The sequence below is a fragment of the Lysinibacillus sp. FSL K6-0102 genome (assembly GCF_038003545.1).
Taxonomy (GTDB): Bacteria; Bacillota; Bacilli; order Bacillales_A; family Planococcaceae; genus Lysinibacillus; species Lysinibacillus capsici.
Genome location: NZ_JBBOPH010000001.1, coordinates 1,919,034 through 1,942,011, shown reverse-complemented (window position 1 = coordinate 1,942,011; position 22,978 = coordinate 1,919,034). Strand labels below are relative to the sequence as shown.

At 38.3% G+C, this 22,978-nt stretch carries 24 protein-coding genes; 10 read left to right on the top strand and 14 right to left on the bottom strand.

What is annotated here, in order from left to right:
- Positions 1-758: 758 nt before the first annotated feature.
- The 9 genes from rarD to NYE73_RS09565 all read right to left on the bottom strand — a co-directional run bounded on the left by rarD (position 759) and on the right by NYE73_RS09565 (position 7,802).
- Complete coding sequence (gene rarD / locus NYE73_RS09605) at positions 759-1,667, bottom strand: EamA family transporter RarD (protein ID WP_048390187.1); 909 nt, start codon at positions 1,665-1,667, stop codon at positions 759-761.
- 134 nt (positions 1,668-1,801) lie between these two features.
- The gene (locus tag NYE73_RS09600; protein ID WP_048390186.1) at positions 1,802-2,338 is read right to left on the bottom strand and encodes a hypothetical protein; all 537 of its coding nucleotides are present in this window, start codon (positions 2,336-2,338) and stop codon (positions 1,802-1,804) included.
- A 223-nt stretch (positions 2,339-2,561) separates the two neighbouring features.
- Positions 2,562-3,731, bottom strand: coding sequence for a toxic anion resistance protein (locus NYE73_RS09595; protein WP_048390185.1), 1,170 nt, complete (start codon positions 3,729-3,731; stop codon positions 2,562-2,564).
- A gap of 66 nt (positions 3,732-3,797) precedes the next feature.
- Positions 3,798-4,055, bottom strand: a complete 258-nt coding sequence (locus NYE73_RS09590; RefSeq protein WP_066037732.1) for a hypothetical protein — start codon at positions 4,053-4,055, stop codon at positions 3,798-3,800.
- Between the two features lie 139 nt (positions 4,056-4,194).
- Positions 4,195-5,439: an ABC transporter permease gene (locus NYE73_RS09585; RefSeq protein ID WP_081011063.1), complete on the bottom strand. Its 1,245-nt coding sequence runs from the start codon at positions 5,437-5,439 to the stop codon at positions 4,195-4,197.
- Entirely contained in the window at positions 5,423-6,328 is a 906-nt protein-coding gene (locus tag NYE73_RS09580; protein WP_054550841.1) for an ABC transporter ATP-binding protein, read from the bottom strand. The genes NYE73_RS09585 and NYE73_RS09580 overlap by 17 nt, the downstream gene beginning before the upstream one ends.
- A gap of 13 nt (positions 6,329-6,341) precedes the next feature.
- Positions 6,342-6,872, bottom strand: a complete 531-nt coding sequence (locus NYE73_RS09575; RefSeq protein WP_066037731.1) for a DUF2812 domain-containing protein — start codon at positions 6,870-6,872, stop codon at positions 6,342-6,344.
- Between the two features lie 77 nt (positions 6,873-6,949).
- Complete coding sequence (locus tag NYE73_RS09570) at positions 6,950-7,486, bottom strand: DUF2812 domain-containing protein (protein ID WP_066037730.1); 537 nt, start codon at positions 7,484-7,486, stop codon at positions 6,950-6,952.
- Position 7,487: 1 nt separating this feature from the next.
- A complete protein-coding gene (locus NYE73_RS09565) occupies positions 7,488-7,802 on the bottom strand; it encodes a PadR family transcriptional regulator (protein WP_009374222.1) in 315 nt (104 codons plus the stop codon).
- A 153-nt stretch (positions 7,803-7,955) separates the two neighbouring features.
- Between NYE73_RS09565 and NYE73_RS09560 the strand changes: the two genes are divergently transcribed.
- On the top strand, positions 7,956-8,543 hold the full coding sequence (locus tag NYE73_RS09560; protein ID WP_244205671.1) for a TetR/AcrR family transcriptional regulator: 588 nt from the start codon (positions 7,956-7,958) through the stop codon (positions 8,541-8,543).
- A gap of 58 nt (positions 8,544-8,601) precedes the next feature.
- Entirely contained in the window at positions 8,602-9,774 is a 1,173-nt protein-coding gene (locus tag NYE73_RS09555) for a YhgE/Pip domain-containing protein (protein WP_259948706.1), read from the top strand.
- Between the two features lie 753 nt (positions 9,775-10,527).
- Here NYE73_RS09555 and NYE73_RS09550 read toward each other — a convergent pair.
- Positions 10,528-11,109 (bottom strand): TetR/AcrR family transcriptional regulator, encoded by a 582-nt coding sequence (locus NYE73_RS09550; RefSeq protein WP_048390162.1) that lies wholly within the window; start codon positions 11,107-11,109, stop codon positions 10,528-10,530.
- 155 nt (positions 11,110-11,264) lie between these two features.
- Here NYE73_RS09550 and NYE73_RS09545 point away from each other — a divergent pair, with 155 nt between their 5' ends.
- Positions 11,265-12,023, top strand: a complete 759-nt coding sequence (locus NYE73_RS09545; RefSeq protein WP_048390161.1) for an SDR family oxidoreductase — start codon at positions 11,265-11,267, stop codon at positions 12,021-12,023.
- Positions 12,024-12,071: 48 nt separating this feature from the next.
- Here the strand turns inward: NYE73_RS09545 and brnQ are convergent, their stop codons facing one another.
- The gene (gene brnQ / locus NYE73_RS09540) at positions 12,072-13,412 is read right to left on the bottom strand and encodes a branched-chain amino acid transport system II carrier protein (RefSeq protein WP_259948705.1); all 1,341 of its coding nucleotides are present in this window, start codon (positions 13,410-13,412) and stop codon (positions 12,072-12,074) included.
- 166 nt (positions 13,413-13,578) lie between these two features.
- Entirely contained in the window at positions 13,579-14,331 is a 753-nt protein-coding gene (locus NYE73_RS09535; RefSeq protein ID WP_048390156.1) for an alpha/beta hydrolase, read from the bottom strand.
- Between the two features lie 285 nt (positions 14,332-14,616).
- Between NYE73_RS09535 and NYE73_RS09530 the strand changes: the two genes are divergently transcribed.
- Both NYE73_RS09530 and NYE73_RS09525 read left to right on the top strand, forming a co-directional pair.
- Positions 14,617-15,498: a LysR family transcriptional regulator gene (locus NYE73_RS09530; protein WP_048390154.1), complete on the top strand. Its 882-nt coding sequence runs from the start codon at positions 14,617-14,619 to the stop codon at positions 15,496-15,498.
- Between the two features lie 90 nt (positions 15,499-15,588).
- Positions 15,589-16,155, top strand: coding sequence for a DUF5412 family protein (locus tag NYE73_RS09525; RefSeq protein ID WP_054550836.1), 567 nt, complete (start codon positions 15,589-15,591; stop codon positions 16,153-16,155).
- A gap of 142 nt (positions 16,156-16,297) precedes the next feature.
- Here NYE73_RS09525 and NYE73_RS09520 read toward each other — a convergent pair whose 3' ends face one another.
- Together NYE73_RS09520 and NYE73_RS09515 are read right to left on the bottom strand one after the other, a co-directional pair.
- On the bottom strand, positions 16,298-17,089 hold the full coding sequence (locus tag NYE73_RS09520) for a DUF1835 domain-containing protein (protein WP_259948704.1): 792 nt from the start codon (positions 17,087-17,089) through the stop codon (positions 16,298-16,300).
- Between the two features lie 12 nt (positions 17,090-17,101).
- Complete coding sequence (locus tag NYE73_RS09515) at positions 17,102-17,725, bottom strand: LysE family translocator (protein WP_048390149.1); 624 nt, start codon at positions 17,723-17,725, stop codon at positions 17,102-17,104.
- A gap of 215 nt (positions 17,726-17,940) precedes the next feature.
- Here NYE73_RS09515 and NYE73_RS09510 point away from each other — a divergent pair, with 215 nt between their 5' ends.
- The 5 genes from NYE73_RS09510 (at position 17,941) to NYE73_RS09490 (ending at position 22,959) form a co-directional block, all read left to right on the top strand.
- Positions 17,941-18,324 carry a hypothetical protein gene (locus NYE73_RS09510; protein ID WP_004229554.1) on the top strand — a complete coding sequence of 128 codons (384 nt, stop codon included), beginning with the start codon at positions 17,941-17,943 and terminating at the stop codon, positions 18,322-18,324.
- A gap of 390 nt (positions 18,325-18,714) precedes the next feature.
- Positions 18,715-19,809 (top strand): glutamate 5-kinase, encoded by a 1,095-nt coding sequence (gene proB, locus NYE73_RS09505; protein ID WP_048390146.1) that lies wholly within the window; start codon positions 18,715-18,717, stop codon positions 19,807-19,809.
- A 13-nt stretch (positions 19,810-19,822) separates the two neighbouring features.
- Positions 19,823-21,073 (top strand): glutamate-5-semialdehyde dehydrogenase, encoded by a 1,251-nt coding sequence (locus tag NYE73_RS09500; RefSeq protein ID WP_054550833.1) that lies wholly within the window; start codon positions 19,823-19,825, stop codon positions 21,071-21,073.
- 39 nt (positions 21,074-21,112) lie between these two features.
- Positions 21,113-21,997, top strand: coding sequence for a DMT family transporter (locus NYE73_RS09495; RefSeq protein WP_259948699.1), 885 nt, complete (start codon positions 21,113-21,115; stop codon positions 21,995-21,997).
- On the top strand, positions 21,997-22,959 hold the full coding sequence (locus tag NYE73_RS09490; RefSeq protein ID WP_259948696.1) for a carbohydrate kinase family protein: 963 nt from the start codon (positions 21,997-21,999) through the stop codon (positions 22,957-22,959). The genes NYE73_RS09495 and NYE73_RS09490 overlap by 1 nt, the downstream gene beginning before the upstream one ends.
- Positions 22,960-22,978: the final 19 nt, after the last annotated feature.

Below are 22,978 nucleotides of genomic sequence, written 5' to 3'. Positions count from 1 at the left end.
CCTACCCAATAATAGATAGCAATGATGGTTTAAACAAAATAAAAAAGCTGTGAGGAATCCCCACAGCTCTATCTTTAAAAGGCGCGTTTTCCTGGCATCACAAATAAAACTTCAGCTAATTGAAGTTTCTATCCTATCTGCCACGCTTAATAAAGTATTGTAGGTATCTACATAGGTTGTTGAAATAGATCCATGACAAAATAAGGGGTTTTCATAACATGTATCCCCTGCTGTCGTCATCGCCACTATTTCATTCAATTTTTACCTAGTTAGAACCTACCGCACTCACAAAAAGCACCTCTCATTAATTGATCATTGTTATCTAATTATTGACATTTTACTATATGCTAACAGGAAAGTAAAGGTACCTACCTTCAAAAGGTTTTCTCCTATTTTGTAGAATCTATCAAAAAGATTCTATTTGGAGGGAGTACCCAAATACAACAAAAGACTACCCATTGCCTGTTTACATTCATTTTCTTATTTATTTTTATAATCCCTACAGTCTCTGCCACATCAACTGTGAGTGGTGAAATAAACGCTATGGGCTTTCATTATGCAGTCTTGCATTTAGCGCAATATAAAGCAGCGGTGAATGAGTTATTCATTGTTAGCCTCATCGATCTTTAAGATACGATTAAACAAAATAGCAGACAATCTAGCAGCCCAATCCGATAAGGAATAAAAAAGTTTTGTGCATTACAAAGCGAAGTGGTAAAAGTTACAAAAAAAGACCTGTAGAAAAATCTACAAGTCTTTTACGAAACTGATTTATGATGGGCTTTTCTTGTTTCTATAATTTTCGAACCAGAAAATAAAAGTAAAGCTGCCCAAATAATGCTGAATGCAAGGAGCTCAACCTGACTAAATGGCTCTTTGTATAGCACGATACCTAAAATCAAGACAATCGTTGGCGATACATATTGGATAAACCCTAGTAAATATAAAGGAATATTTTGTGCCCCCTTCGCAAATAAAATAAGCGGGACGGCTGTTACTAAACCACTAAAGATCATCAAAATATCTGTTTTAACATCGACATGTAAAAACGAGGCTTGATGTGTAGCAAAAAGATAGACATAATAGCCTAATGCAAAGGGTAAAATCAATAACGTTTCAATGGCTAGGCCTCTTGTAGCATCCAGTGTAATTTTCTTTTTCAGCACACCATAAATAGCAAAAGATAGCGCAATCAATAAAGCTACCCAAGGTACTGAGCCGTAATTGATCGTTAAAATAATCACCGCAATAAAAGCAATTCCTGTTGCTACCCATTGTGCACGACTCAGCGATTCTTTAAAGAAAATCACCCCGAAAATTACAGACAATAGCGGATTAATATAATAACCTAAGCTCGTTTCAATGAGATGATTATGCGTCACTGCCCAAATATATAAATACCAGTTCATTGAAATGACAAAGGATGCACCCGCAAGCTGCCAGAAATGCTTTTGATGTGACCATAAATATTTTAAATCTGCTACGAGATCCTGACGCATTCGAAATACGAGTACTGCCAGCACCGTAAAGACAAAGGACCAAATGACACGGGATAATAAAATCTCCATACTTGGTACATGCTCAAGTAATTTCCAATATAGAGGGAATGCTCCCCAAAAGGCATAGGCAAAAAAGGCTGCCAAAACTCCTTTTTTCTCATTTGACATGATATTAACGCTCCTACTCTTACTGAAATCGGTTAACGATTTCCTATAATCTTAAACTAGTTAAAGAATAGACTCATTATAGGACTTTGAGTAGCTGCTGTAAATGCCAAATTTCTAGTTCCTTTTATAAGCTGTTAACCTTTTTGTTCCGACTCTAGCTCAGAAATATACTTGCGTACAGTACTATAGCTAATCTCTGGATTGATTTGGCGCTTGATGCGAATATGGATTTCTTTAATTCCAACCCCTTGCTCACGCATATCTCGAATCATCGACTTCAAGGGCCCCGTCAATGACTCTCTTGACATCGCTGTATATTTACTTAGTTCAATGAGAAGGTCTGTATTTTGTTGACGGAGCACCTTCATCTCCTCCACCACACAATTATATTCAGTGACCTTTTTCTGCAAGACCGTGTTTTGCTGCTTTAACTTTTGTAGATCCTCTGTTAGCTGTGCATTTTGTTTTTTTAGCATTTTTCGTTCTCGTTCTAAACCATTTTGCTTGTTATCTAAATCCTTATACATAGCATTATATAACTCTTCCATATGCAAAAGCTCTAGATAGCGACTTTGCGGTACAATCATTAAGCTATCTGTCGTGTATAGAGCAAGCGTTCCATCTTTAAACGGCTCATACGACAATGTAGAGGGATTTATTTTATTTGCCATTTATTTTTTCACTCCTCCACGAATAATTACATGTAATCGAATACCTTTGTGTAGCATCTTTCCGCTTCCTTTTCTATTTGATAATCATTCTCATTTAACATTATCATAATCACTATTTTGCTTTTTGTCAAAGATCATTTCCCTTGTGTGGAAGGAGCCTCTATCTGCCTACCCTTTCCATAAAAAAAGCCTCTTGCAACAATAGCTGCAAGAAGCTTTAGCCTTACATTTTTTTCAGTTTCTCATACTCCAATTGCAAACGCTCAATACGTTTACGACCTTCTTCACGGTTTCTTGCTGTTTCTGCTTGAATTTGCTTTGTTTCTTGAATACCAGCCATAATTGTTTGCCATGTTGTTTCAATGGTTTCGATTTTAATGCTTGGGCTACCAGCTTGACGAGCAATATTCACACTGTTCTTACTAATATTTTCAGCATTACGCACAAGCATTTCATTCGTACGGCGATCTAGTTCCACCATAGAATCAGAAATCAACTTTTGACGCTTTAATGTCACTGCGTGAATAAGCCCCTGCTTAAAGATCGGAATCGTTGTGACAAAGGCAGAATTAATCTTGGCAATTAGGTGATTGTTCCCTTGCTGCATTAAGCGAATTTGTGGTGCTGATTGGAATGATACTTGTTGTGCCATTTCTAAATCATAGCGACGTTGCTCTAATAATTCCACAGCGCGTAGCATTGTTTCATATTCCATAGCTGCCAATTGATCACCACTTTGAGCCTTTTGTTCAAGTGCTGGTAAAGACGCACGAACCTCTTCTGTTTTCACTTCAATAGCTGCAACAAATTTACTTAATGATTGGAAGTAGTTTAAGTTCTGATCATACAAATTTTCAAGGTCAATGGTATTACGCTTCATTTCCCCTTCATATTTTTGGATTTCACGGTAAATGACATCCACTTCTTTATTCATGCTGTCATACTTAGATAAGAATCTTTCCAATTGCTCTTTTCCTTTGTTAAAGAGCTTGGAGATGAAACCGCCCTTTTTCTCTTCCGCAAAATCCTGTGGATCAAATTTATCCATAATTTTATTCAGGTTATTTAAAAGCACACTCGATTCTTCCAGCTTACTAGCTTTCATCGTTGCGAGCATTTTATCAGAAAAGGTTGAAATGCCACTTGCCGTTTCTTTACCGAGCTCTAGCATGGCAATTTGATCTTTGACATCAATTTTTTGTGCAAGTGTATGAACCTCTGGATCCTGCTTTAACATTAGCTGGTTTTGAGCGATTTGTGATAGTTCCTGCTCAGATACAAGTACTGGCTTTTGCTCAGCCGTTTGCTGTAAAAGTGGATTTGGCTGTAATAAAGGATTTTCTGAAGCGAATGGGTCCTTGGATTTTAAAAGATCATTGTTGAATTCAGACATATGTTTACCCCCTGCAATTTATCTCTACTAATTACTTACGATTACCATGTAAAAAAGTTTCATTTTCTATAGGATGAAAAAATACGAATCTGCTATACAATAGCCATTCTGGTGTACCTTATATTGCAAACTATATTGATTAGGGTGAGCATTATCAACAAAAATTTCCACTTCAGTGCAATAGTGAAGAATTTCTGCTATTTCTTTACTAGTAGCGCACAGCTGTTGAAGCTTTTGAAAGAGCTGCGCTTTTTCTTCGATTGTTGCTAAACGCTGATTTGATGATCGGTCAAGAATTGCCTCCACCTCTGATTTAGCTAACATCATCCCATCCCCTTTTATAAATTATAGCTTCTTTCTAGCCAAAATTCGACTGATTCCGTAAATTCCTTTACATTGTTTGCTAACAATGGCACCATGACACCAAAAAAGCAGCTACATTATCCATGTAGCTGCCATTATGTTATGTTGTTACCTTTAATACCGTTTTAATTTTTTGAATGACGCCGCCAGAGCTATATGTCAATACACTACGTTTATAGAACGATAAACTGAATAGGTATACGACAACAATCGTTACGACTAAAATTCCTAAAGAAAGTAATGGTACAATGCCACCGATATCTGTAGCGCCAATACGCATTGGCATGATCATTCCAGAAGTTAGTGGGATATAAGAGAATATTTTAATGATAATTGTATCTGGATTCCCCATGCCTGTCAGCATAACATAGAAGCCAATAATCGTAATAATCATCGCAGGCATTAATACTTGACCCGCCTCTTCTACTTTCGATACTAAAGAGCCAAATAATGCACCGATAATAAGATAAAGGATAACTGTTAACAGTAGGAATACGATAGCATAGATGACATAGCCAACGGACAATTCCTTGACAATGCTAGCAGCTGCATCCCAAACCATTCCACCTTTGATAAACTTCGCATAGATAAGGAACACGATCGCAATAATACCCATCTGTGTTAAAGCGAGCAATAAAACTCCAGCGATTTTTGCTTTAAAATGTGTCCCAGGTTTGACACTAACTAACAGCATTTCCATTGCGCGTGAGCCTTTTTCAGAGGCTATTTCAGTCGTAATCATCGATAGGAATGTAGAAATGAAGAAATAGATTAAAATTCCTACCGCATAGGAAACTACTAGCCCTGATTGCTTTTCTTCTTCACTTTTTCCACCTGTTGATGCCTCATTTAAGTTTTTCGTGGAAATTGTTGTTTGAGCTGCCATGATTTGTGCCGCTTGCTCAGGTGAAAGCGATAATTGTTGTACGGCATAGTGTTGTCCTGCATATTGTAATAAGGATGATAATGTAGATTGATCGTTTAATTTCAGTGGTGTAAACGTAGCAATTTCCGCATGTAATTGACCATTTTGGTCGTTAATCGTCACAATCGCATCCAGCTTGCCGTCCTTTACTCTTTTTTCAAGGGTCGATACATCTTGCTCATCTTGAATAAAATTCATATCTCCATTCGAGACAAAAATACCACTTAGATCAGCAGAGGTTTTATTAATAATCGCGATTTGCTGTGCTTCATCATCACCTGTGAATAATTCCTTAATTTCTGACCAGAAGACAGCCACTGACATGACAATTACATATAAACAAGTCATTAAGATAAAGGATTTTGATTTAATTTTAGCTTTATATAATTGCTTCATTAATAAACTAAACTTCGACAACATGGCCACCTACCTTATCTTTAAAGATTTCATCTAACGATAAATAATCTAAGCTGAATTTTTCAATATACTTCCCATTGGATAGCTGCTCAAAGATACCTTGAGCAAAGCTTTCGTCCACTAATGTAAGCACTGTTTGCTCCTTCTCTACACGCACATCCTTGACACCATCAAGTGCCAATAATTGTGTTGTTGACCAATCCGTACGGACAGCAAGCTTTGTTTTACCATATTGTTTCTTTAAATCTAGTAAGCTTCCAGAAAATAAAGAAACACCTCGTTTTAATAAACACAAATGATCACAAAGCTCCTCGACATTGTCCATTTGGTGACTGGAGAACAAAATCGTCGTGCCTTGCTCTTTCAATAGTAAAATAGCATCCTTTAGTAAATCTTTATTGACGGGATCTAGCCCACTGAACGGCTCATCTAAAATTAAAAACGCAGGTTTATGGATAAAGCTTGCAATTAGCTGTACCTTTTGCTGATTCCCCTTTGACAGTGTTTCTGCCTTATCCTTGCGTTTTTCCTCCAGTTCAAAGCGTTGAATCCAAAAATCTATTTCCTTTTTCAGCTCTGCTCGTTTCATGCCACGTAGCTCACCAAAAAAGTAAAGCTGCTCCTCTACCTTCATTGTTGGGAAAATACCACGCTCCTCTGGTAAATAACCAAGGACATCTCGGTTAATGGCATTAACTGGCTGCCCATCCCAAGTAATCGTCCCCGCTGTCGTCTCCTGTAAATCTAAAATCATTCGGAATGTCGTTGTTTTTCCTGCACCATTTTGACCAATTAGACCGAAAATTTCCCCTTTTTCAATGGTAAAATTTAAATCATCTACAGCTGTAAAATCCTTGTATTTCTTTGTGACATGCTGTAACTGTAATGTCATGTTGTCTTCCTCCTTATCCTTCAAATATATGTAAGTCTTGTTTCAAGCCCTTTTTACGATTTTCATTTTTTACTATAGGAATGAATAGCAGTAAGGCGACAATCAAATTCATGCACCCCACACTTGTATTCATAGATCCTACAACGAATTCCCGTAAACCAAGGGATAGATTATAAATACCAATGATTAAATTTAACAGTAGCACGAATATAAAAATGCGATTCATGGATTTAATATAGTTTATTTTCGAGGAAGCATCTGAAAATATCTCAAAAGGGCCCTCCGATTTTGGTTTTCGATAATAGGCCCACCCACCAAACTTAGACACACACTCGATATGCATTTCGTCTAGAAACTCAAAATAATCCTTCGACTTTCTATTGATAAATTCATTTCGATAAATATATTGACCTGGTGTCCCTTTTTCAAAAACAAAGTAGCCTACTACTGTCTTTTTAAGATTCCACCCCCGATCTGCCATGTCATTGACCCAGCGTTCTTCCTTTTCGTAATCAATAAAAAAACGATACATTCTTTTTTTCATTTTGCATCACTCCTACTATAAAATCATGCTTCCTTTTTCATTATTTTCTGATTTCCCGGAAAATAATAGACGCTTCGTTAATCCGAAAATACATTTAATTCTCTCTTTAATCGATTACGTATACGCATAAGCTTATAGAATGGGAGGGCAAATACTACAACAACCACAAGATTCAGCGTATTTAACGCAAAACCAACCCAGTCTGTTGTTTGCTCCGAAAAATCGCCAATTAAACCGATCAGTCCAATGAACAAATTAAGTAGAATAAGAGAAAGCAGGATCCTCATCTTTTTTGACAGGTTACCAATTTTCGTTTTTTTATCTGTATACAGCTCAAATGGACCTTCCTGTGCTGCTTTTCTAAAAAATACAAAATTTCCAGAGCGGTCTACTTGTTCAATGTCAGAGGATTTGAGAAATTCGAGAAATCCCTCTTCATAGTGCGTACCGAATCGCTCTAATTCATCATGGCGATAAATATAGCTATTTGGTTCTCCACGCTCAAACGTAAAACGAATCCATGTAAATTTTTTTAAGTGCCAGCCCTGACTAGCCATGTCATTGACCCACTTCTCTATTGCATAGGGATTAATCATCAATCGATATTTATGCATATTATTCAACTCCTCTCGTTATACGGATACCATTGTCAAAAAGTTCCCTTAATCGTAAAATTTCATATTCCACCACTGTTTTTCCAGTTTCAGTAATAATATATTCTTTCTTTCTGCCATCTCCATCAAGTGCCTCTATCCATCCTCGTTCCAACAATGTTTTAATCGCACCATATATGGTTCCGGCCCCTAAGCGCACTCTTCCATTGCTCATTTCTTCCACCAATTGCATAATGCCATAGCCATGCCTCGCCTCATATAATGCTAATAAAATATAATAAACGCCCTCTGTTAATGGCGGATGCTCCTGTGTCATACAAATCCTCCTTTATATCGTCTATCAATATATCGCCAGTCGATATATTCAAAATATATCAGCAGTCGATATAATTGTCAACGCTCATTCACAGTGTTGCAGATCCTCGTACACTATGCTAGGATGTAAGTAATTACTTGCATGGAAGGAAGTATGTTCTTGACAACGAAAGGAACTGCGCAACGAATTATCGAAGCTGCTCTACAATTGATTAGTGAAAAAGGCTATACAGCTGCAACTACCAAAACCATTGCAGAATTAGCAGGTGTCAATGAGGTCACTCTTTTTCGTCACTTTGGCAACAAACGTGGTTTATTAAAAGCCATTATTGAGCAATTTTCTTATTATCCTCTTCTACAGCAGGAGATCAATCAAAATGTAACGTGGGAATTAGAAAAGGATTTATTGAATTTCTCACTGAAGCATTTTCATTTTTTAATGTCGATTAAAGATTTTGTCATGATCGGCTTTAAGGAATCTATTCAATTTCCTGAAATTAGTGAGGAAATCGCCAATCTCCCGCTCCTCATAAAAAAGGAGCTCATTCTCTATTTTCAAGAGATGCATCAACAAGGAAAAATAAGAGAAGTTGATTTTGAAGCAGCAGCGTTATCGCTTATAGCTTTGAATTTTGGTCATTTTATGTCACGTGCTCGCCTTGGAACTATCGTGTCTGACTTACCAACTGAAGAACTTTTACAAACTAGTGTTGCTATTTTTTCTAGGGGACTCGTTTCCTAGAAAAAATTTTTCTAATCAATGCAAGTAAGTACTTACTTAATTTTAGGGGGAATAAAAAATGACAGGTTTACAAGCACTATTGCGAGTTCGTGAAACCTATATCGGCATTGTTGCAACCATTGCCTTCCAATTAATATTCTTTACAATTTGGATGACTGCCTATGATGGTGTCAATGAAAGAGCGGAACAGTTAAGCATTGGTATTGTTGTGGAAGATTCTGTAATGGGTCAACAGGTAGCACAGAACATCAAAGGCTCCATCCCCTTTGGAATGAAGGACTATTCTTCGATGAAGGAAGCTGAGCGCGCATTAAACGAACGACAAATTAATATGATTATGCAAATTCCATCCGATTTTACAAATCAAATTCAAGCAGGGAAAGAGGCTGAAATTATTTATGCGATTAATCAAGCCAATGCAAGTGTAGCGAAAAATATGATGGAGGGTGTAGCAAAGCAATTAACAGAAGAAATCAATCAAGCCCTCTATCCAATGCAACAAAATCAAGCGGTTGCAGTCTTTGCTCAACAATTTGCTCAGCTTCCCTTCGAGCAACACACTGCCCAACAAATTACCACTTCTGTCAAAACGACTGTAATGAATGTCAAAGACCATCCCGTCGATGGTACGATTGTAAAAACCAATGATGTAAAGGGATTTGCTGCAAACTTTGTCCCACTTATGGTCATCATCTCCTCCTTTGTGGGAGCGATGGTTATGATTATGCAACACCAGCAAGCAGCACAGCTCGTTCAAGACAGCCTATCAAAATGGCAATTGTTTCTCGCACGACAGCTACTCAATGTGGGCGTAGCCTTTACATTGCCATTCATAACAATTGGCTTGATGCACCTTTTTAATATCGATAGTCAAGAAAGCCTGCTGTCGATTTATCTCTTCCAATCTGTAATGTATCTTGCTTTCCTTAGCTTGGCCCAAGTATTTGTAATTGCCTTTGGGAATATGGGGATGATATTTAATATTTGTGCTCTCTCACTCCAATTAGTAACATCAGGTGTACTTGTTCCAAAAACCATGCTATCTGAAGGATACAAACAGGTCGCTGCCATGCTACCTGCCTCGTATGGAGCAGATGGCTACTACACAATCATCTTTGGTGGTAGTTCTGATAATCTCCTGCAAAACAGTAGCTCATTGGCCATCATCATCTTCGTGACACTAGCCATCGCTACGTTAATCGTCACATTTAAGCCAGCTCCAGTCCGATGATTTAATAGAAAAGAGAAGGTCTACAAGTTGATGTAGACCTTCTCTTTGAGTGGTTATCCGCTACTTTTTCTCTTCTATCCTTCACTTTGAGCTGGCTATCCGCTACTTTTCCTATACTATCCTTCAATTCGGGCGTCCTATCCACTGCTTCTTACTCTATCCTTCAAATTGGGCGTTCTATCCGCCACTTTTTCTCTTCTATCCTTCAATTCGGGCGTCCTATCCACTGCTTCTTACTCTATCCTTCAAATTGAGCGTTCTATCCGCTACTTTTCCAATACTATCCTTCAAATTGGGCATTCTATCCGCCACTTTTTCTCTTCTATCCTTCAATTCTGGCATTCTATCCGTCACTTCTTACTCTATCCTTCAAATTGAGCGTTCTATCCGCTACTTTTCCAATACTATCCTTCAATTTTGGCGTCCTATCCGTCACTTCTCTCTCTATCCTTCAAATTGAGCGTTCTATCCGCCACTTTTTCTCTTCTATCCTTCAATTCTGGCGTCCTATCCACTGATTCTTACTCTATCCTTCAAATTGGGCATTCTATCCGCCACTTTTTCTCTTCTATCCTTCAATTCTGGCGTTCTATCCGTCACTTCTCTCTCTATCCTTCAAATTGAGCGTTCTATCCGCCACTTTTTCTCTTCTATCCTTCAAATTGAGCGTTCTATCCGCTACTTCTCTCTCTATCCTTCAAATTGAGCGTTCTATCCGCCACTTTTTCTCTTCTATCCTTCAATTCAAGCGTTCTATCCCCCACTCCTCACATTCTTTAAAATAGCTGCTAGCTGTTGATTTAACATGGTCACGCTATCGCTGAAATCGCCGCGATACCATTGGATGATAAGTCCGATGATGGCGTTTGCTTGATAGGCACTATAATAGTCGATCGAGATATGATCCTCCATTTGATGTATGTGCTGTGTGGTAATATCGCGTTTTAGCAGGGAATAAATCCCATCAAATAGCATGTAATAGTAGGTCAGCGGGACATTTTTAGAAAAGACGATACGGTAAAACATTTTAAAGCGTTCAATATGATGAAAAATACGGATAGTATTGGGATCTAATTGATTTGTGTCCAATGTCGTGACGGCACGATAGGGTTCTTCATAGGATTGATATAAATCCTCCATTATCTCCTGAAAGTATTCTTCAAAGAGCCCCTCTTTTTGCTCGTAGTGTAAATAGAAGGTTCCTCTATTGACCTTTGCTTCTCTACAAATTTCTGCAATGGAGATTTGCTCCAATGGTTTTTGGCTAAGCAAGGTCAATAAAGCATCGTGGAGAGCTTGCTTCGTTTTAATAATCCGTAAATCCGTAGTACGCAATTTTTTCAGCTCCTTAATAAACAGATTGTCCAAATGTGTTGATTACTCAACACATCCCGTTTTTTTGCATATTGAAATCGCTTTCATCTTTATTATATGATTTTAATGAACAGATGTTCAATAAGTAAAGAAATTACTATGAGGAGGTCTTTGAGATGAGATTAGAAGGTAAAGTAGCCATTGTGACAGGTGCAGCTTCAGGTATGGGGAAAGCCATTGCAGAAGGATATGCAAAAGAAGGCGCTAAGGTTGCCGTTTCAGACTTAAATTTAGAGGGTGCCCAAGCGGTTGTGGAAGGTATTCAAGCGGCTGGAGGAACAGCATTTGCCATTCAAACCAATGTCGCATCAACAGAAGACTTACAACGCTTATTTGATGAAACAAAAACGAACTATGGTCAATTAGATATATTAGTCAACAATGCAGGTATTATGGATGGTATGGAGCCAGTTGGAGAAATTTCTGATGAACGATGGGAAAAAGTATTTGCAGTGAATACAACAGCTGTTATGCGCTCTATGCGTATGGCTACCGAAATTTTCCTTGCACAAGGTCACGGTGTCTTTGTCAATAATATTTCTGCAGGTGGCTTATATGGTGCACGGGCTGGGGCTGCTTATACAGCTTCAAAACATGCGGTAGTTGGTTTAACAAAAAATACAGCCTTTATGTATGCCGATAAAAATATTCGCTGTAATGGTATTGCACCAGGAGCAGTGATGACCAATATCGCCTCTTCTATGACAAATATGAGCCAAACAGGTGCTGCACGACAAGCACTAGGACTATCCATCAATCCGCGGGCTGGTCAGCCAGAAGAAATCGCTCAATTAGCAATCTTCCTAGGCTCAGATGAGGCTAGCTTTGTGAATGGACAAGTTATTGCTGTTGATGGCGGCTGGACAGCTTACTAATCCATAAGGAAACACGCACAGAGACATTTTCTGTGCGTGTTTCTTTCATTATATAACTTTTCGAGACGGAATCATGCTTCCAATTACTGCCCCTATTAACGCTGGCAGTATCCATCCTAAGCCAATATCATAAAAAGGAAGCATCGCAGAATAGTATTTCTCTACTGCATCCAATATACCTAACTTCGCATCTGGCACACTTTCTACCAGAGCTTTATAGCCATCAATCAGGCTAATGAAAAATGTAAAAATCATCGCTATGGCATACACTGTTTGCTTATTCTTAAAGAAGGATGAGCTTAGAGCAAGCAAGATTAAGACGATTGCTAATGGATATAAGAACATTAAAACTGGAATAGCATATTTGATAATATTGTTTAAACCAAAATTCGCAATCGTAAAGGATACAGCACACAACAGAAACACAAACCATTTGTAACTAATTTTTGGAAATACCTCATGGAAAAACTCACTACAAGATGTAATTAAGCCGATACTTGTTTTTAAGCAAGCGAGCACGATGATGACCGCCAATAAAATAGCTCCAAATGAGCCGAAATAATGATCGGCCACTGCCGCAAAGATTAAACCACCATTATCAAAAGTCCCGACAGCATTAATACCGGAAGCGCCCATATATGTTATGAGACCATAAATCAGCGTCATTAAAGCCATCGCAAAAATACCTGATGTCCATGTAGCCTTGGCAATTTCCTTACGATCTGTAATCCCTGCACTTTTAATTGCATTAATGACAACAATCCCGAAGGCTAGTGAGGCAAGGGCGTCCATCGTATTATAGCCTTCTTTAAAGCCTGTCATAAAGGCGGCATCCATATATTCACCAATTGGCTGCTGGAAATGGCCCATTGGCTTCGTAATGCTTGTAATAATTAAAATAAATAAAACAACTAAAAATGCAGGCGTTAAATATTTACCGATATAATCCATTATTTTCGCTGGATTTAAAGAAAAATAGTAGACAATGGCAAAAAATATAAAGCTAAATACAGCAAGTAGCAGTGTTGCATGCTGTGCTTGAATATATGGCTCAAACCCTACTACAAAAGGTACCGTTGCTGTACGTGGGATGGCAAAGAATGGTCCGATTGTTAAGTACAGTGCCAATGAAAAAATAATACCAAATAGAGGATGAACACGATTGGCTAGATCACGTAAACCATTACTACCTGATAAGCCAATTGCCAAAATTCCGAGGAATGGTAAGCCGATAGCAGTCACTAAAAATCCGATTAATCCAAACCAAAAATTAGTCCCAGCAAATTGACCCATTTGAATAGGAAAAATGAGGTTCCCTGCTCCAAAATACAGTCCAAATAACATGGTACCAATGACTGCGTAAGTTGAAAAAGGTATTTTTTGTTGCATAATTGATGTGCTCCTTAGAAGTTTTAGACTATAGCAAATTATTTTAATCGAATGATTTTTCACTACAATTTCATCATGTTATCAAGCATTTATTATAATTACAATAGTTTTTTCGTTTATCCAGTGAGATTCAACAAAAAAAGAGCTGTCTACTGACAGCCCCTTCTTAGTTTGCAACTGACCATTCAATATGATCTAAAAATTTATAAACATCTTCATACACTTTATCGCGTTCTTTGTCCAATGTAATAATGTGGCCAGAGTTTTCATACCAAATGATTTCTTTGTCGTCTGTTTCCACAGTATTTAAAATAAAAGGTGCGCTTTCTTGATATAGGTCATCATCTAGTGAGCCTTGTAACACAAGAGTTGGTGCTTTGATCGTTGATAATTCTTCACGCGTTTCTGTTGTTAAACGTGTTACGCCGTCCAATGAATCCTTCGGTGAAATACGTAATTCATGTAATTCTGAAATAATTTGATCTTTTGATTTATTTTCAAAGTGTTTATATAAACGAGCATAGTGGTACAAACGTGTAAATAAGCCTTTTGAATTATCACGTGTAATCGGTGCACACATCGCTACACATGCTTTCACTGGGAATGTCTCTGCGACCTTTAACGAAAAGACGCCTCCAAGTGAAATCCCAACAACAGCGATTTCTTCATAGCCTTTCTTTTGTAGGAAGTTATAACCTTCTACTACATCGTTCCACCAATCTTCTGGTTTTGTTTCTAATAATGCTTCTGGTTCTACGCCATGCCCACTATAAATTGGTGCATGCACAGTGTAACCTCGTTGAGATAAAAATTCTCCTAGCTTTTTCACATCTTTTGTGCTACCTGTGAATCCATGCAGTAATAGTACGGCTTTTTTGCCTCCCTCGATTGTTAGAGGTTGTGGCTTTGTTAACTTCATTTTATGATATCCCCTTCACGGAAATTAATAATTGTGTATTTTATGTGTCTATCTTATCACCCTTTATTCATAATGTACAATTTATAGTTTTTATCAAATCAATGTTTATTGTGCATGAATGATGTCAACTTAACGGCTGTACTATCACACTTTCTGCTACTTAACTTTTCCTTTCTGCTAAATAATTGCAACGTCCTTTTAAAAATTTTTTGTTACCTATACTTCCCGTCTGTTTCCCGTTATAATGCAGATAACTTAAAAATCACAAGAAAAGAGGTGAAAAAAATGGAGTGGCAACAATTAGAATATTTTGTAACCGTTGCAAAGTTAGAGCATATGACACGGGCTGCCGAAGCATTAGCGATTTCACAGCCAGCACTTAGTCGTTCAATTTCAAAGCTGGAGGAAGAATTAGGTGTACCGCTTTTCGACAGACAAGGGCGCTCGATTATGCTAAACCGATATGGAGAGCTATTTTTATATCGTGTCCAGCGCATGCGTAAAGAATATGAAAAGGCTGTTTTAGAATTACAGGAGCTTAATAATCCAGAACTTGGAGATGTATCACTCGGTTTTTTACATACACTTGGAACGAGTATTGTACCCGACTTGATTCGTGCCTTCCGTCAAAAACATCCCCATATCCGTTTTCATTTCACACAAAACTACTCCCATTCACAGTTAAAACAATTACTGGCAGGTGAGTTAGACTTGTGCCTACTAGCCGCGATCGATACAGAGCCGCCAGTTTGTTGGAAGGAATTATGGCGAGATGAGCTCTTTATAATGGTCCCAATTGACCATCCATTAGCCCATCGTAAAAGCATCAAAATGAAAGAATTAGAGCATGAAAGTTTTGTCTTAATGAAAAAAGGCTATGCATTACGCCGCTCAGCTGATCGCTTATTAAATGCTGCGGGCATTAAGCCTAAAATTTCTTATGAAGGTGATGAAGTATCGACAATCGCTGGATTTGTTGGTGCGGGGCTTGGCGTTTCCTTACTACCCGATGATGAGGATTTAAACCCCAAAAAAATCGTTAAAATCCATGTTGAGGATATGGTATGTGAACGAATTATCGGCATGGCTTGGATAGAAAATCGTTATTTATCGCCATCTGCACGTCAGTTTAAACAATTTGTCTTTGATTTTTATGACAATAAATAGAAAGAGCGAGTAACAACATCATCTAGATGTCCTTGTTACTCGCTTTATTTTCTAAAAGGCACTGTTTTACCATACTAGGGAGGTAATAATTTGAATTTATTACTTAATACATTAGGTTTCTTTGTATTTTTATTTACCTTGATCGTATTGTTCATTTTTGTAATCAAATTAATGATTTTCTTTTTTAAACAGAAAAACTTCCCTAAAAAAACACTAACAGCACTATTGACAGGTTTAGTACTGTTTTTGGGAATATTTATATATATCCAATATTTTTTTACGTTTAGTACTTTAGATAAAAAAGATACGCAAAAGGTGCCCGAATCTGTGTCATCTCCTACAGGGGAATATACAGCGCACGCTTATTATGAACCATATGGTGGTGCAGGTCCAAGTGGTGGTGTTCATGTATGGATAGAAATTTTAAATAATAATGCTCACACAAACAAAATCGTCTATTATGCAGAGGCAAAAAGTCAATTCTCGATGGAATGGCTAGACGAAGAAAAATTATCCATTGTTAATAAAGAGCCTAATTATACCAATTCAAATAGAAGTATAGTATTAAGTATTGATAAAGAGATTTATCATGAAAATGGCTTGGCTTGTCAAAGTTTGTTAATGAAAGATGAATATGAAAAGTGTTATCAAAATTAAAAAGGTTAAGTTACTGTGCTGAATCATTATGTTGAAACGACTGACTTTGAGCACTACTAATACAAACGGCTTCAAGCATTTGGCACAATAAAAAATCAGGCTTTGCTCGCCTGATTTTTTACTGTTCATTCTCTTAAATGTATTAAAGTAATTTAACCTGATAGGAAAAAATATCCGTTGTATCGCCTTTCATTGCAAATACTCCCTGTTCGACGAGCATCAGTAAGCGATACTCTACAAAATCATTTCCTACATAATGGACAAATGTTTCAAATGTCTGTGCCAAAATATGCGTGGGCATTAGCCACTCTTCATTGTGCTGTATATGCAAATTTTTTGCACTGGCGATAATGTAGGCATCCATTGCATCTTCCTCTACATGATGCAATCGTTCATTTTTCCACAGGCGTAGTGTACCTGGCTGTTCTATGATGTGCGCCCATTCCTTAGCGAGTTGCTGACATTCTTGCACAGAGAATCGTTTGGCACTAGGGCGGAGCTTCATTAGCATTTCTGAGGAAAGTTCTCCTGTATGGCGAATGTCCATATTGGGTTGAATACTCTTCATTGCCTCTGTTGCATCAATGCCATACACCATACTGCATTTATGAATTAACTCACTCATCACATAGCGCAGTCCAATCTGTTCATGTGTGTTGTGACTATACCAAATCCACACATCCACATCGCAGGGTAAATTGGCGATTTTCTTCTTCCAGTTTTCATACATATCATCGTACAATTGCTGGTCATCTTCATCCAAAATATGCGTGGCTAACCAAGTTTTACGTTCTTCAAAGTTTTGAAGAGGTCCAATCGAGAGATCATCATGGACACTTAGAACTGATTCACTTCGCTGCAAACGATGTTGACGAATTGCAAGTTTCATAGAACCCTGCGTTGCTAAGCTAAAGGTAATATGTAAAATAGCCATGTCCATTCCTCCCTACTGTTTGCTGATAGCAATTTGTATTCCAATAAATGTAAATAAGATACCTTGAACCGTATTCAATCGCTTAGCAATCGCAGGTTTCCCGATAATGACTTGTCTAACTTTCCCTGCAAATATACTAAACAATGAAAATAATACAAGCGCTTGTATTAAAAATACAATACCCAAAATAAGCATTTGAAACGCCACATGTCCTTGCGATGGATTAACAAACTGTGGTAACAGCGCTAGGAAAAATAACGATACTTTTGGATTTAAAATATTCATTAATATTCCTTTTTTATATAATTTAATATAGGCTTGCGTATTTTGCTGTTGCAACGTAAAAGGGTCTCCTTTAGCACGAAATGATTGCCAAGCTAAATATAATAAATACGCTGCTCCTGCAAATTTGACGATGGTAAAAATAATGGTCGATTGATAAATTATCGCAGAAATACCAAGTACTGCTGCACTAATATGAACAAGTAGCCCTGTACACAATCCAAGAGATGTGGCAATACCCGCTTTTTTATCTTGTGTAATACTTTGGGCAAGCACAAATAAATTATCGGGCCCTGGCATAATGGTTAAAATCATCGCAGCCCCTAAAAACGCAAATAACGTTGAGATGTCCAAAACTTTCCCTTCCTTCAACTTCTTTTAAAAAACTATATACATTATACTACATGACGTTGTTCTCACTAGATGTAAGTTTATGACTTTATCCAAAACTTTTTTTAAATTTTGGTTTCACAATTTATGCTCGCTCAAGCGATACTTTTCTTCCCTAATCCATTATAATAGTAGAAACTCATGATAAACCAGATAACTTCCATAAGAGGTGATTGATAATGGCAGTAAGTGATATTGTCACGCAATATGAGGATGAGCATGGACAGGTTTACTATAAAATGAAATCCCATGACATTGAGGTAAAGGCCACACAAAACGCAGGCTTAGCACCTGTCATCACGTATTGGATGGCTGACAAAGAGATTACAGATTCCATTCGAAATTTACGCTTCAGTCCACGTGCCCCATCTAGCTATATACAAGATTACGAAGAATTTCAAGCAATGCTTTATGCGAAAGAGCAACGGGCCATTAACCAGCTGTATGAACAAATGAGCATTAAACCCAAAAATATGTCTTCGGGGAAACAAGTCATTTGGAGTTTCTTTGTCATTGTACTGGCTATGCTTCCCCTTTTCATTGCGATTTGGTGGTTTAAATAATTGAATAAGCGACCTCTTTAGCGTTTTAGCGCATCCCTTTCTTAATTTATCAAAACTTTCAAGTAATTTATCCATTCAGCTTGACAGACTTATAGAAGTAGTGCATCCTTTAGTCAATAGATGAGAAAACGAACGAAGACCAGTAGTTAGCCACTGCTTGAAAAGAGAGCGATGCCCATCGGCTGAAAGGCATTGTACAAGAAAGACTAATGAAACCTACTTCGTGAAACGTCCTAGCCAAACTAGGCGCAGTCTCGAGCGTTATGAGAAAAGTGGAATGTCGCATGATATTCAATGTAGGTGGTACCACGGAAGGCAAGTCTTTTCGTCCTAATTTTTAGGATGAAAAGGCTTTTTTTATCTTGATCCAGCAATGATGGAGGTAGTGAGATGGAGAGAAAAAGAATTGTTGTTAAGATTGGTAGTAGCTCTTTAACGAATGTGAAGGGTGAAATCGATAAAGTTCGCTTAATGGACCATGTGCAGGCAATCGCCGAGTTGAAGAAATTGGGTCATGAAGTGTTGCTTGTCTCGTCAGGTGCTGTAGCGGCGGGTTTTAAACAACTAGGCTACCCTGCTCGCCCTGTGACAGTGAAAGGAAAGCAGGCAGCTGCTGCTGTAGGACAGAGCCTACTTATTCAAACGTACAGTGCCTTATTTAGTATTTACGATATCATGCCTGCACAGATATTATTGACACGAACAGATTTTTCTAAAAAAGAATGCTATAAAAATGCCTATGCGACTTTCGAGGAATTGTTAGAACGATCCATGCTACCGATTATTAATGAAAACGATACAGTGTCAATTAGTGAATTAACCTTTGGAGATAACGATATGCTTTCAGCACTCGTCAGTGGACTTGTCCACGCAGATCAGCTCATCATTTTAACAGATATCAATGGCCTTTATAATGCCAATCCCAATAAAAACCCTCAGGCAGAGCGCATTGATCGATTAGCAGCTATTACAGATGATCTACTAAGCTTTGCGGATGGTACAGGATCAAAGGTTGGCACAGGTGGCATGGCCTCTAAGCTTCTGGCTGCCCGAACAGCGCTACGTGCAGGGGTGAAGGTATTTATCGGAACAGGTCATGGTGCACAGAAGCTCGTCGATATTTTAGCAGGACATGGTGATGGCACTTATGTGGAGCATGACGAGCTTGCTGTGTTAACAAATCATAAACAGTGGATTGCACTTACGGAAATTTCTGGTAAAATTTTTATAGATAGTGGTGCTGAACAGGCTTTAATGAATAATGGGAAAAGTCTATTACCTGCTGGCGTCTATCGTGTAGAAGGTGATTTTGTAAATGGTGATGTTGTTGAAGTCTATAGCGAGAAGGACTTACTAGGACGCGGCGAAGTACTGTACTCATCCCAAGAGCTTATCTCTGCCATGGGAAAACGGACTGATACATTGCTGAAAAGCCCTATTGAGGTAATTCACCGAGACAAATGGCTGAAAATTCAAACGAATTAAGGAGGAATGACAAATGACAAGTGAAATTCAAGAAAAAGGACAACGCGCAAAAGCCGCAAGCTACATGTTAAATATTAAAACAACCTGCGAGAAAAATGAGGCACTGAAAAAAATTGCAGAACAGCTATTAATCGATCAACCTGATATCATGGCTGAAAATGCAAAGGATTTGGCACAGGGTGAGCAGCAAGGTATTCCTGCGTCTACGTTAGATCGTATCATGCTCAATGAAGAACGGATTGCGGCAATGGCCGATGCCATTCATTTACTCATCTCCTTAAACGATCCAGTAGGTACAATTGTTGAACGCATTGAAAAAGACAATGGGCTGCGCATTGAAAAACGAATTGTGCCACTTGGTGTTATTGGTATGATCTATGAAGCTCGACCAAATGTCACGATCGATGCAGCAACACTTTCCCTAAAAACGGGCAATGCAGTTATTTTGCGTGGAAGCTCCTCTGCTAAGTTTTCTAATATGGCTCTTGTTGCAAGTATTCATCGCGCGCTTGCTAAAACATCCATCCCTACAGATGCTGTTCAATTAATTGAGGATACAAGCCGCGAAACAGCCAAAGAACTCTTCCATTTAAAAGAGTACTTAGATGTGCTCATTCCTCGCGGTGGCAAAGCCCTGATCGATTTAGTTGTCAATGAAGCGACTGTTCCTGTACTGGAAACAGGTGCAGGCAACTGTCACATTTACGTGGATGAAATGGCGGATTACATAAAAGCAGAAAAAATCTGTCTGAATGCTAAAACACAGCGTCCTTCTGTTTGTAATGCAGCAGAAAGCTTACTCATTCATCCTACTTGGTTTCAAGAACATGGCGTCCAGCTTTTAACGTCCCTTCATCATGCAGGTGTAGCCATCATCGGTGATGAGCAAGTATGTCAGCAATTTGCAGCTGCCCTTCCAGCTACGGCGGAAGATTATGCGACAGAGTTCCTTGATTTAAAAATAAGCGTTAAATTGGTGGAAAATGTCTATGAAGCGATTGAGCATATTCAATACTTTGGCACAAATCATTCTGAGGCCATCATTACAGAAGATCAATTAACCGCCGAGACGTTCTTAAACAATGTTGATGCAGCAGCAGTGTATCATAATGCCTCCACCCGCTTCACAGACGGCTTTGAATTTGGCTATGGTGCAGAAATCGGTATTAGTACACAAAAGCTACATGCCCGTGGACCAATGGGCTTGCCTGCATTAACATCAACAAAATATGTTATTCATGGCAACGGCCAAATTCGTGAATAGTTCTTATAGTTTCATAAAATAATAGAAGGAAGGTTTCGTATGAACATCTCAGCAATCATTAAACTAACAGTCTCCATGGCACTGTTTGGTTCCATCGGCTTTTTTACCGTTCACACTGGTGTTCCCGCTACAGAGCTTGTCTTTGTTAGATGCATTTGCGCAATCCTCTTTCTAGGTGGTATGTGGCTCATCACTGGTGGACATAAAACAGAGGTATGGGATAAGAAAGAAATTTTTCAAACGCTTATTTGCGGTGTCTTTATTGTGTTAAACTGGGTATTTTTATTTAAAGCCTTTGAGGAAATGTCCATTTCAATTGCCATTTCCATCTATAATTTAGCCCCCATATTTGTGTTAATTTTAGGCGCTATCTTTTTGAAGGAAAAAATGACCATTCAGGCACTTGTCGCAACAATCACTTGCTTTATCGGTAGTATTTTTATCATCGGTCTCAATAATTTTGTGTCGTTCTCAGAATTTATGCAATCTGGCTTTATCTGGGCATTACTGTCAGCAGTATTTTATGCCCTTACAATGCTAACAAGCAAAACCATCACGAAGCTTAGCTCGTATGCGTTAACCTATATTCAAACAACAGTTGGAATCGTGATACTACTGCCTTTTATCGACTTCTCGCTGTTTGATGGATTAACGTCAACCAATTGGTTTTATATACTCGGCACAGGCTTTATTCATACAGGATTTGTTTACTATTTATTTTTTGATAGTATTCGTAGCCTGTCTACGATTCTTGTCTCTGTATTGGTTTTTGTCGACCCTGTTGTCGCCATTTTACTGGATATGCTATTGCTTGATTTTATGCCAAGCTTTACGCAAACGATGGGGATCCTTCTCATTTTCGCTGGTATTTTTTATACCATTTATGTTCCTAAGAAAAAGCGACTACCACAGGAGGTCTCATAATGGGCAAGCTCTTCACAATTGGAGAATTATTAATTGACTTTACACCGACACAGCAGCACGGCTCCCTAGCCAACATTGAGCATTTTACTAAACATGCAGGAGGAGCACCTGCCAATGTAGCCGCTGTCTGTGCAAAGCTAGGACAGCAGGCGGCCCTCCTTACACAAGTCGGTCAGGATGCCTTTGGTGACTTCCTAATCAAAACGTTGCAGCAAGCAGGTGTAGATACACAGTTTATTCGTCAATCAACGGATGGTGAAACAAGTCTTGCCTTTGTTTCATTAAATGAACATGGCGAACGAGATTTTCAATTTTATCGCCGACATGCTGCAGATCTCTTATACAAACAGGAATACCTCCCCTCGCAGCTATTAACAGCGCACGATATCGTTCACTTTTGCTCTGTTAATCTTGTAGAGAGTCCTATGAAACAAGCACATCTTGCCCTTATTGAACAGGCACATCAAGCAGGAAGCCTTATATCCTTCGATCCGAATGTGCGCCTTCCTATATGGCAGGATAAGACGGCGTGTTGTGAAACCATTTTAGCCTTTTTACCAAAAGCCCATATTGTCAAGCTTTCAGAGGAAGAACTGTTGTTTTTAACAACTCTAGAAGATGAACAGGAAGCTGTTCAAACGTTATTCAAGGGATATGTAGAAGTTATTATCATTACACATGGTGCTGCTGGGGCTACCTTATATACGAAAAAGCATCATGTGAAGGCTCCTGCTAACAAGGTACAAACCGTTGATACAACTGGTGCTGGTGATGCTTTTATTGGCGCGATTTTAAGTCAATTTCTTCATCATCAACTAACAGTAGATCAAGTAGTAGCTCATTGTGAACAGTATGCAATGTCTCTGTTATCTTTTGCAAACGGATATGCGGGCATTTCAACAACAAAGCATGGGGCGATTCCATCCTATCCTGTACTTTCATTAGATATGAATCTAGAATAAATCGAAACTTTTTGTACTT

Excerpts from the sequence above, each read along its gene's own strand:
- rarD (WP_048390187.1), bottom strand. The coding sequence starts at position 1,667 with ATGTCAAATGAGAAAAAAGGAGTTTTGGCAGCCTTTTTTGCCTATGCC.
- NYE73_RS09600 (WP_048390186.1), bottom strand. The coding sequence starts at position 2,338 with ATGGCAAATAAAATAAATCCCTCTACATTGTCGTATGAGCCGTTTAAA.
- NYE73_RS09595 (WP_048390185.1), bottom strand. The coding sequence starts at position 3,731 with ATGTCTGAATTCAACAATGATCTTTTAAAATCCAAGGACCCATTCGCT.
- NYE73_RS09590 (WP_066037732.1), bottom strand. The coding sequence starts at position 4,055 with ATGTTAGCTAAATCAGAGGTGGAGGCAATTCTTGACCGATCATCAAAT.
- NYE73_RS09585 (WP_081011063.1), bottom strand. The coding sequence starts at position 5,439 with ATGTTGTCGAAGTTTAGTTTATTAATGAAGCAATTATATAAAGCTAAA.
- NYE73_RS09580 (WP_054550841.1), bottom strand. The coding sequence starts at position 6,328 with ATGACATTACAGTTACAGCATGTCACAAAGAAATACAAGGATTTTACA.
- NYE73_RS09575 (WP_066037731.1), bottom strand. The coding sequence starts at position 6,872 with ATGAAAAAAAGAATGTATCGTTTTTTTATTGATTACGAAAAGGAAGAA.
- NYE73_RS09570 (WP_066037730.1), bottom strand. The coding sequence starts at position 7,486 with ATGCATAAATATCGATTGATGATTAATCCCTATGCAATAGAGAAGTGG.
- NYE73_RS09565 (WP_009374222.1), bottom strand. The coding sequence starts at position 7,802 with ATGACACAGGAGCATCCGCCATTAACAGAGGGCGTTTATTATATTTTA.
- NYE73_RS09560 (WP_244205671.1), top strand. The coding sequence starts at position 7,956 with ATGTTCTTGACAACGAAAGGAACTGCGCAACGAATTATCGAAGCTGCT.
- NYE73_RS09555 (WP_259948706.1), top strand. The coding sequence starts at position 8,602 with ATGACAGGTTTACAAGCACTATTGCGAGTTCGTGAAACCTATATCGGC.
- NYE73_RS09545 (WP_048390161.1), top strand. The coding sequence starts at position 11,265 with ATGAGATTAGAAGGTAAAGTAGCCATTGTGACAGGTGCAGCTTCAGGT.
- brnQ (WP_259948705.1), bottom strand. The coding sequence starts at position 13,412 with ATGCAACAAAAAATACCTTTTTCAACTTACGCAGTCATTGGTACCATG.
- NYE73_RS09535 (WP_048390156.1), bottom strand. The coding sequence starts at position 14,331 with ATGAAGTTAACAAAGCCACAACCTCTAACAATCGAGGGAGGCAAAAAA.
- NYE73_RS09530 (WP_048390154.1), top strand. The coding sequence starts at position 14,617 with ATGGAGTGGCAACAATTAGAATATTTTGTAACCGTTGCAAAGTTAGAG.
- NYE73_RS09520 (WP_259948704.1), bottom strand. The coding sequence starts at position 17,089 with ATGGCTATTTTACATATTACCTTTAGCTTAGCAACGCAGGGTTCTATG.
- NYE73_RS09510 (WP_004229554.1), top strand. The coding sequence starts at position 17,941 with ATGGCAGTAAGTGATATTGTCACGCAATATGAGGATGAGCATGGACAG.
- proB (WP_048390146.1), top strand. The coding sequence starts at position 18,715 with ATGGAGAGAAAAAGAATTGTTGTTAAGATTGGTAGTAGCTCTTTAACG.
- NYE73_RS09500 (WP_054550833.1), top strand. The coding sequence starts at position 19,823 with ATGACAAGTGAAATTCAAGAAAAAGGACAACGCGCAAAAGCCGCAAGC.
- NYE73_RS09495 (WP_259948699.1), top strand. The coding sequence starts at position 21,113 with ATGAACATCTCAGCAATCATTAAACTAACAGTCTCCATGGCACTGTTT.
- NYE73_RS09490 (WP_259948696.1), top strand. The coding sequence starts at position 21,997 with ATGGGCAAGCTCTTCACAATTGGAGAATTATTAATTGACTTTACACCG.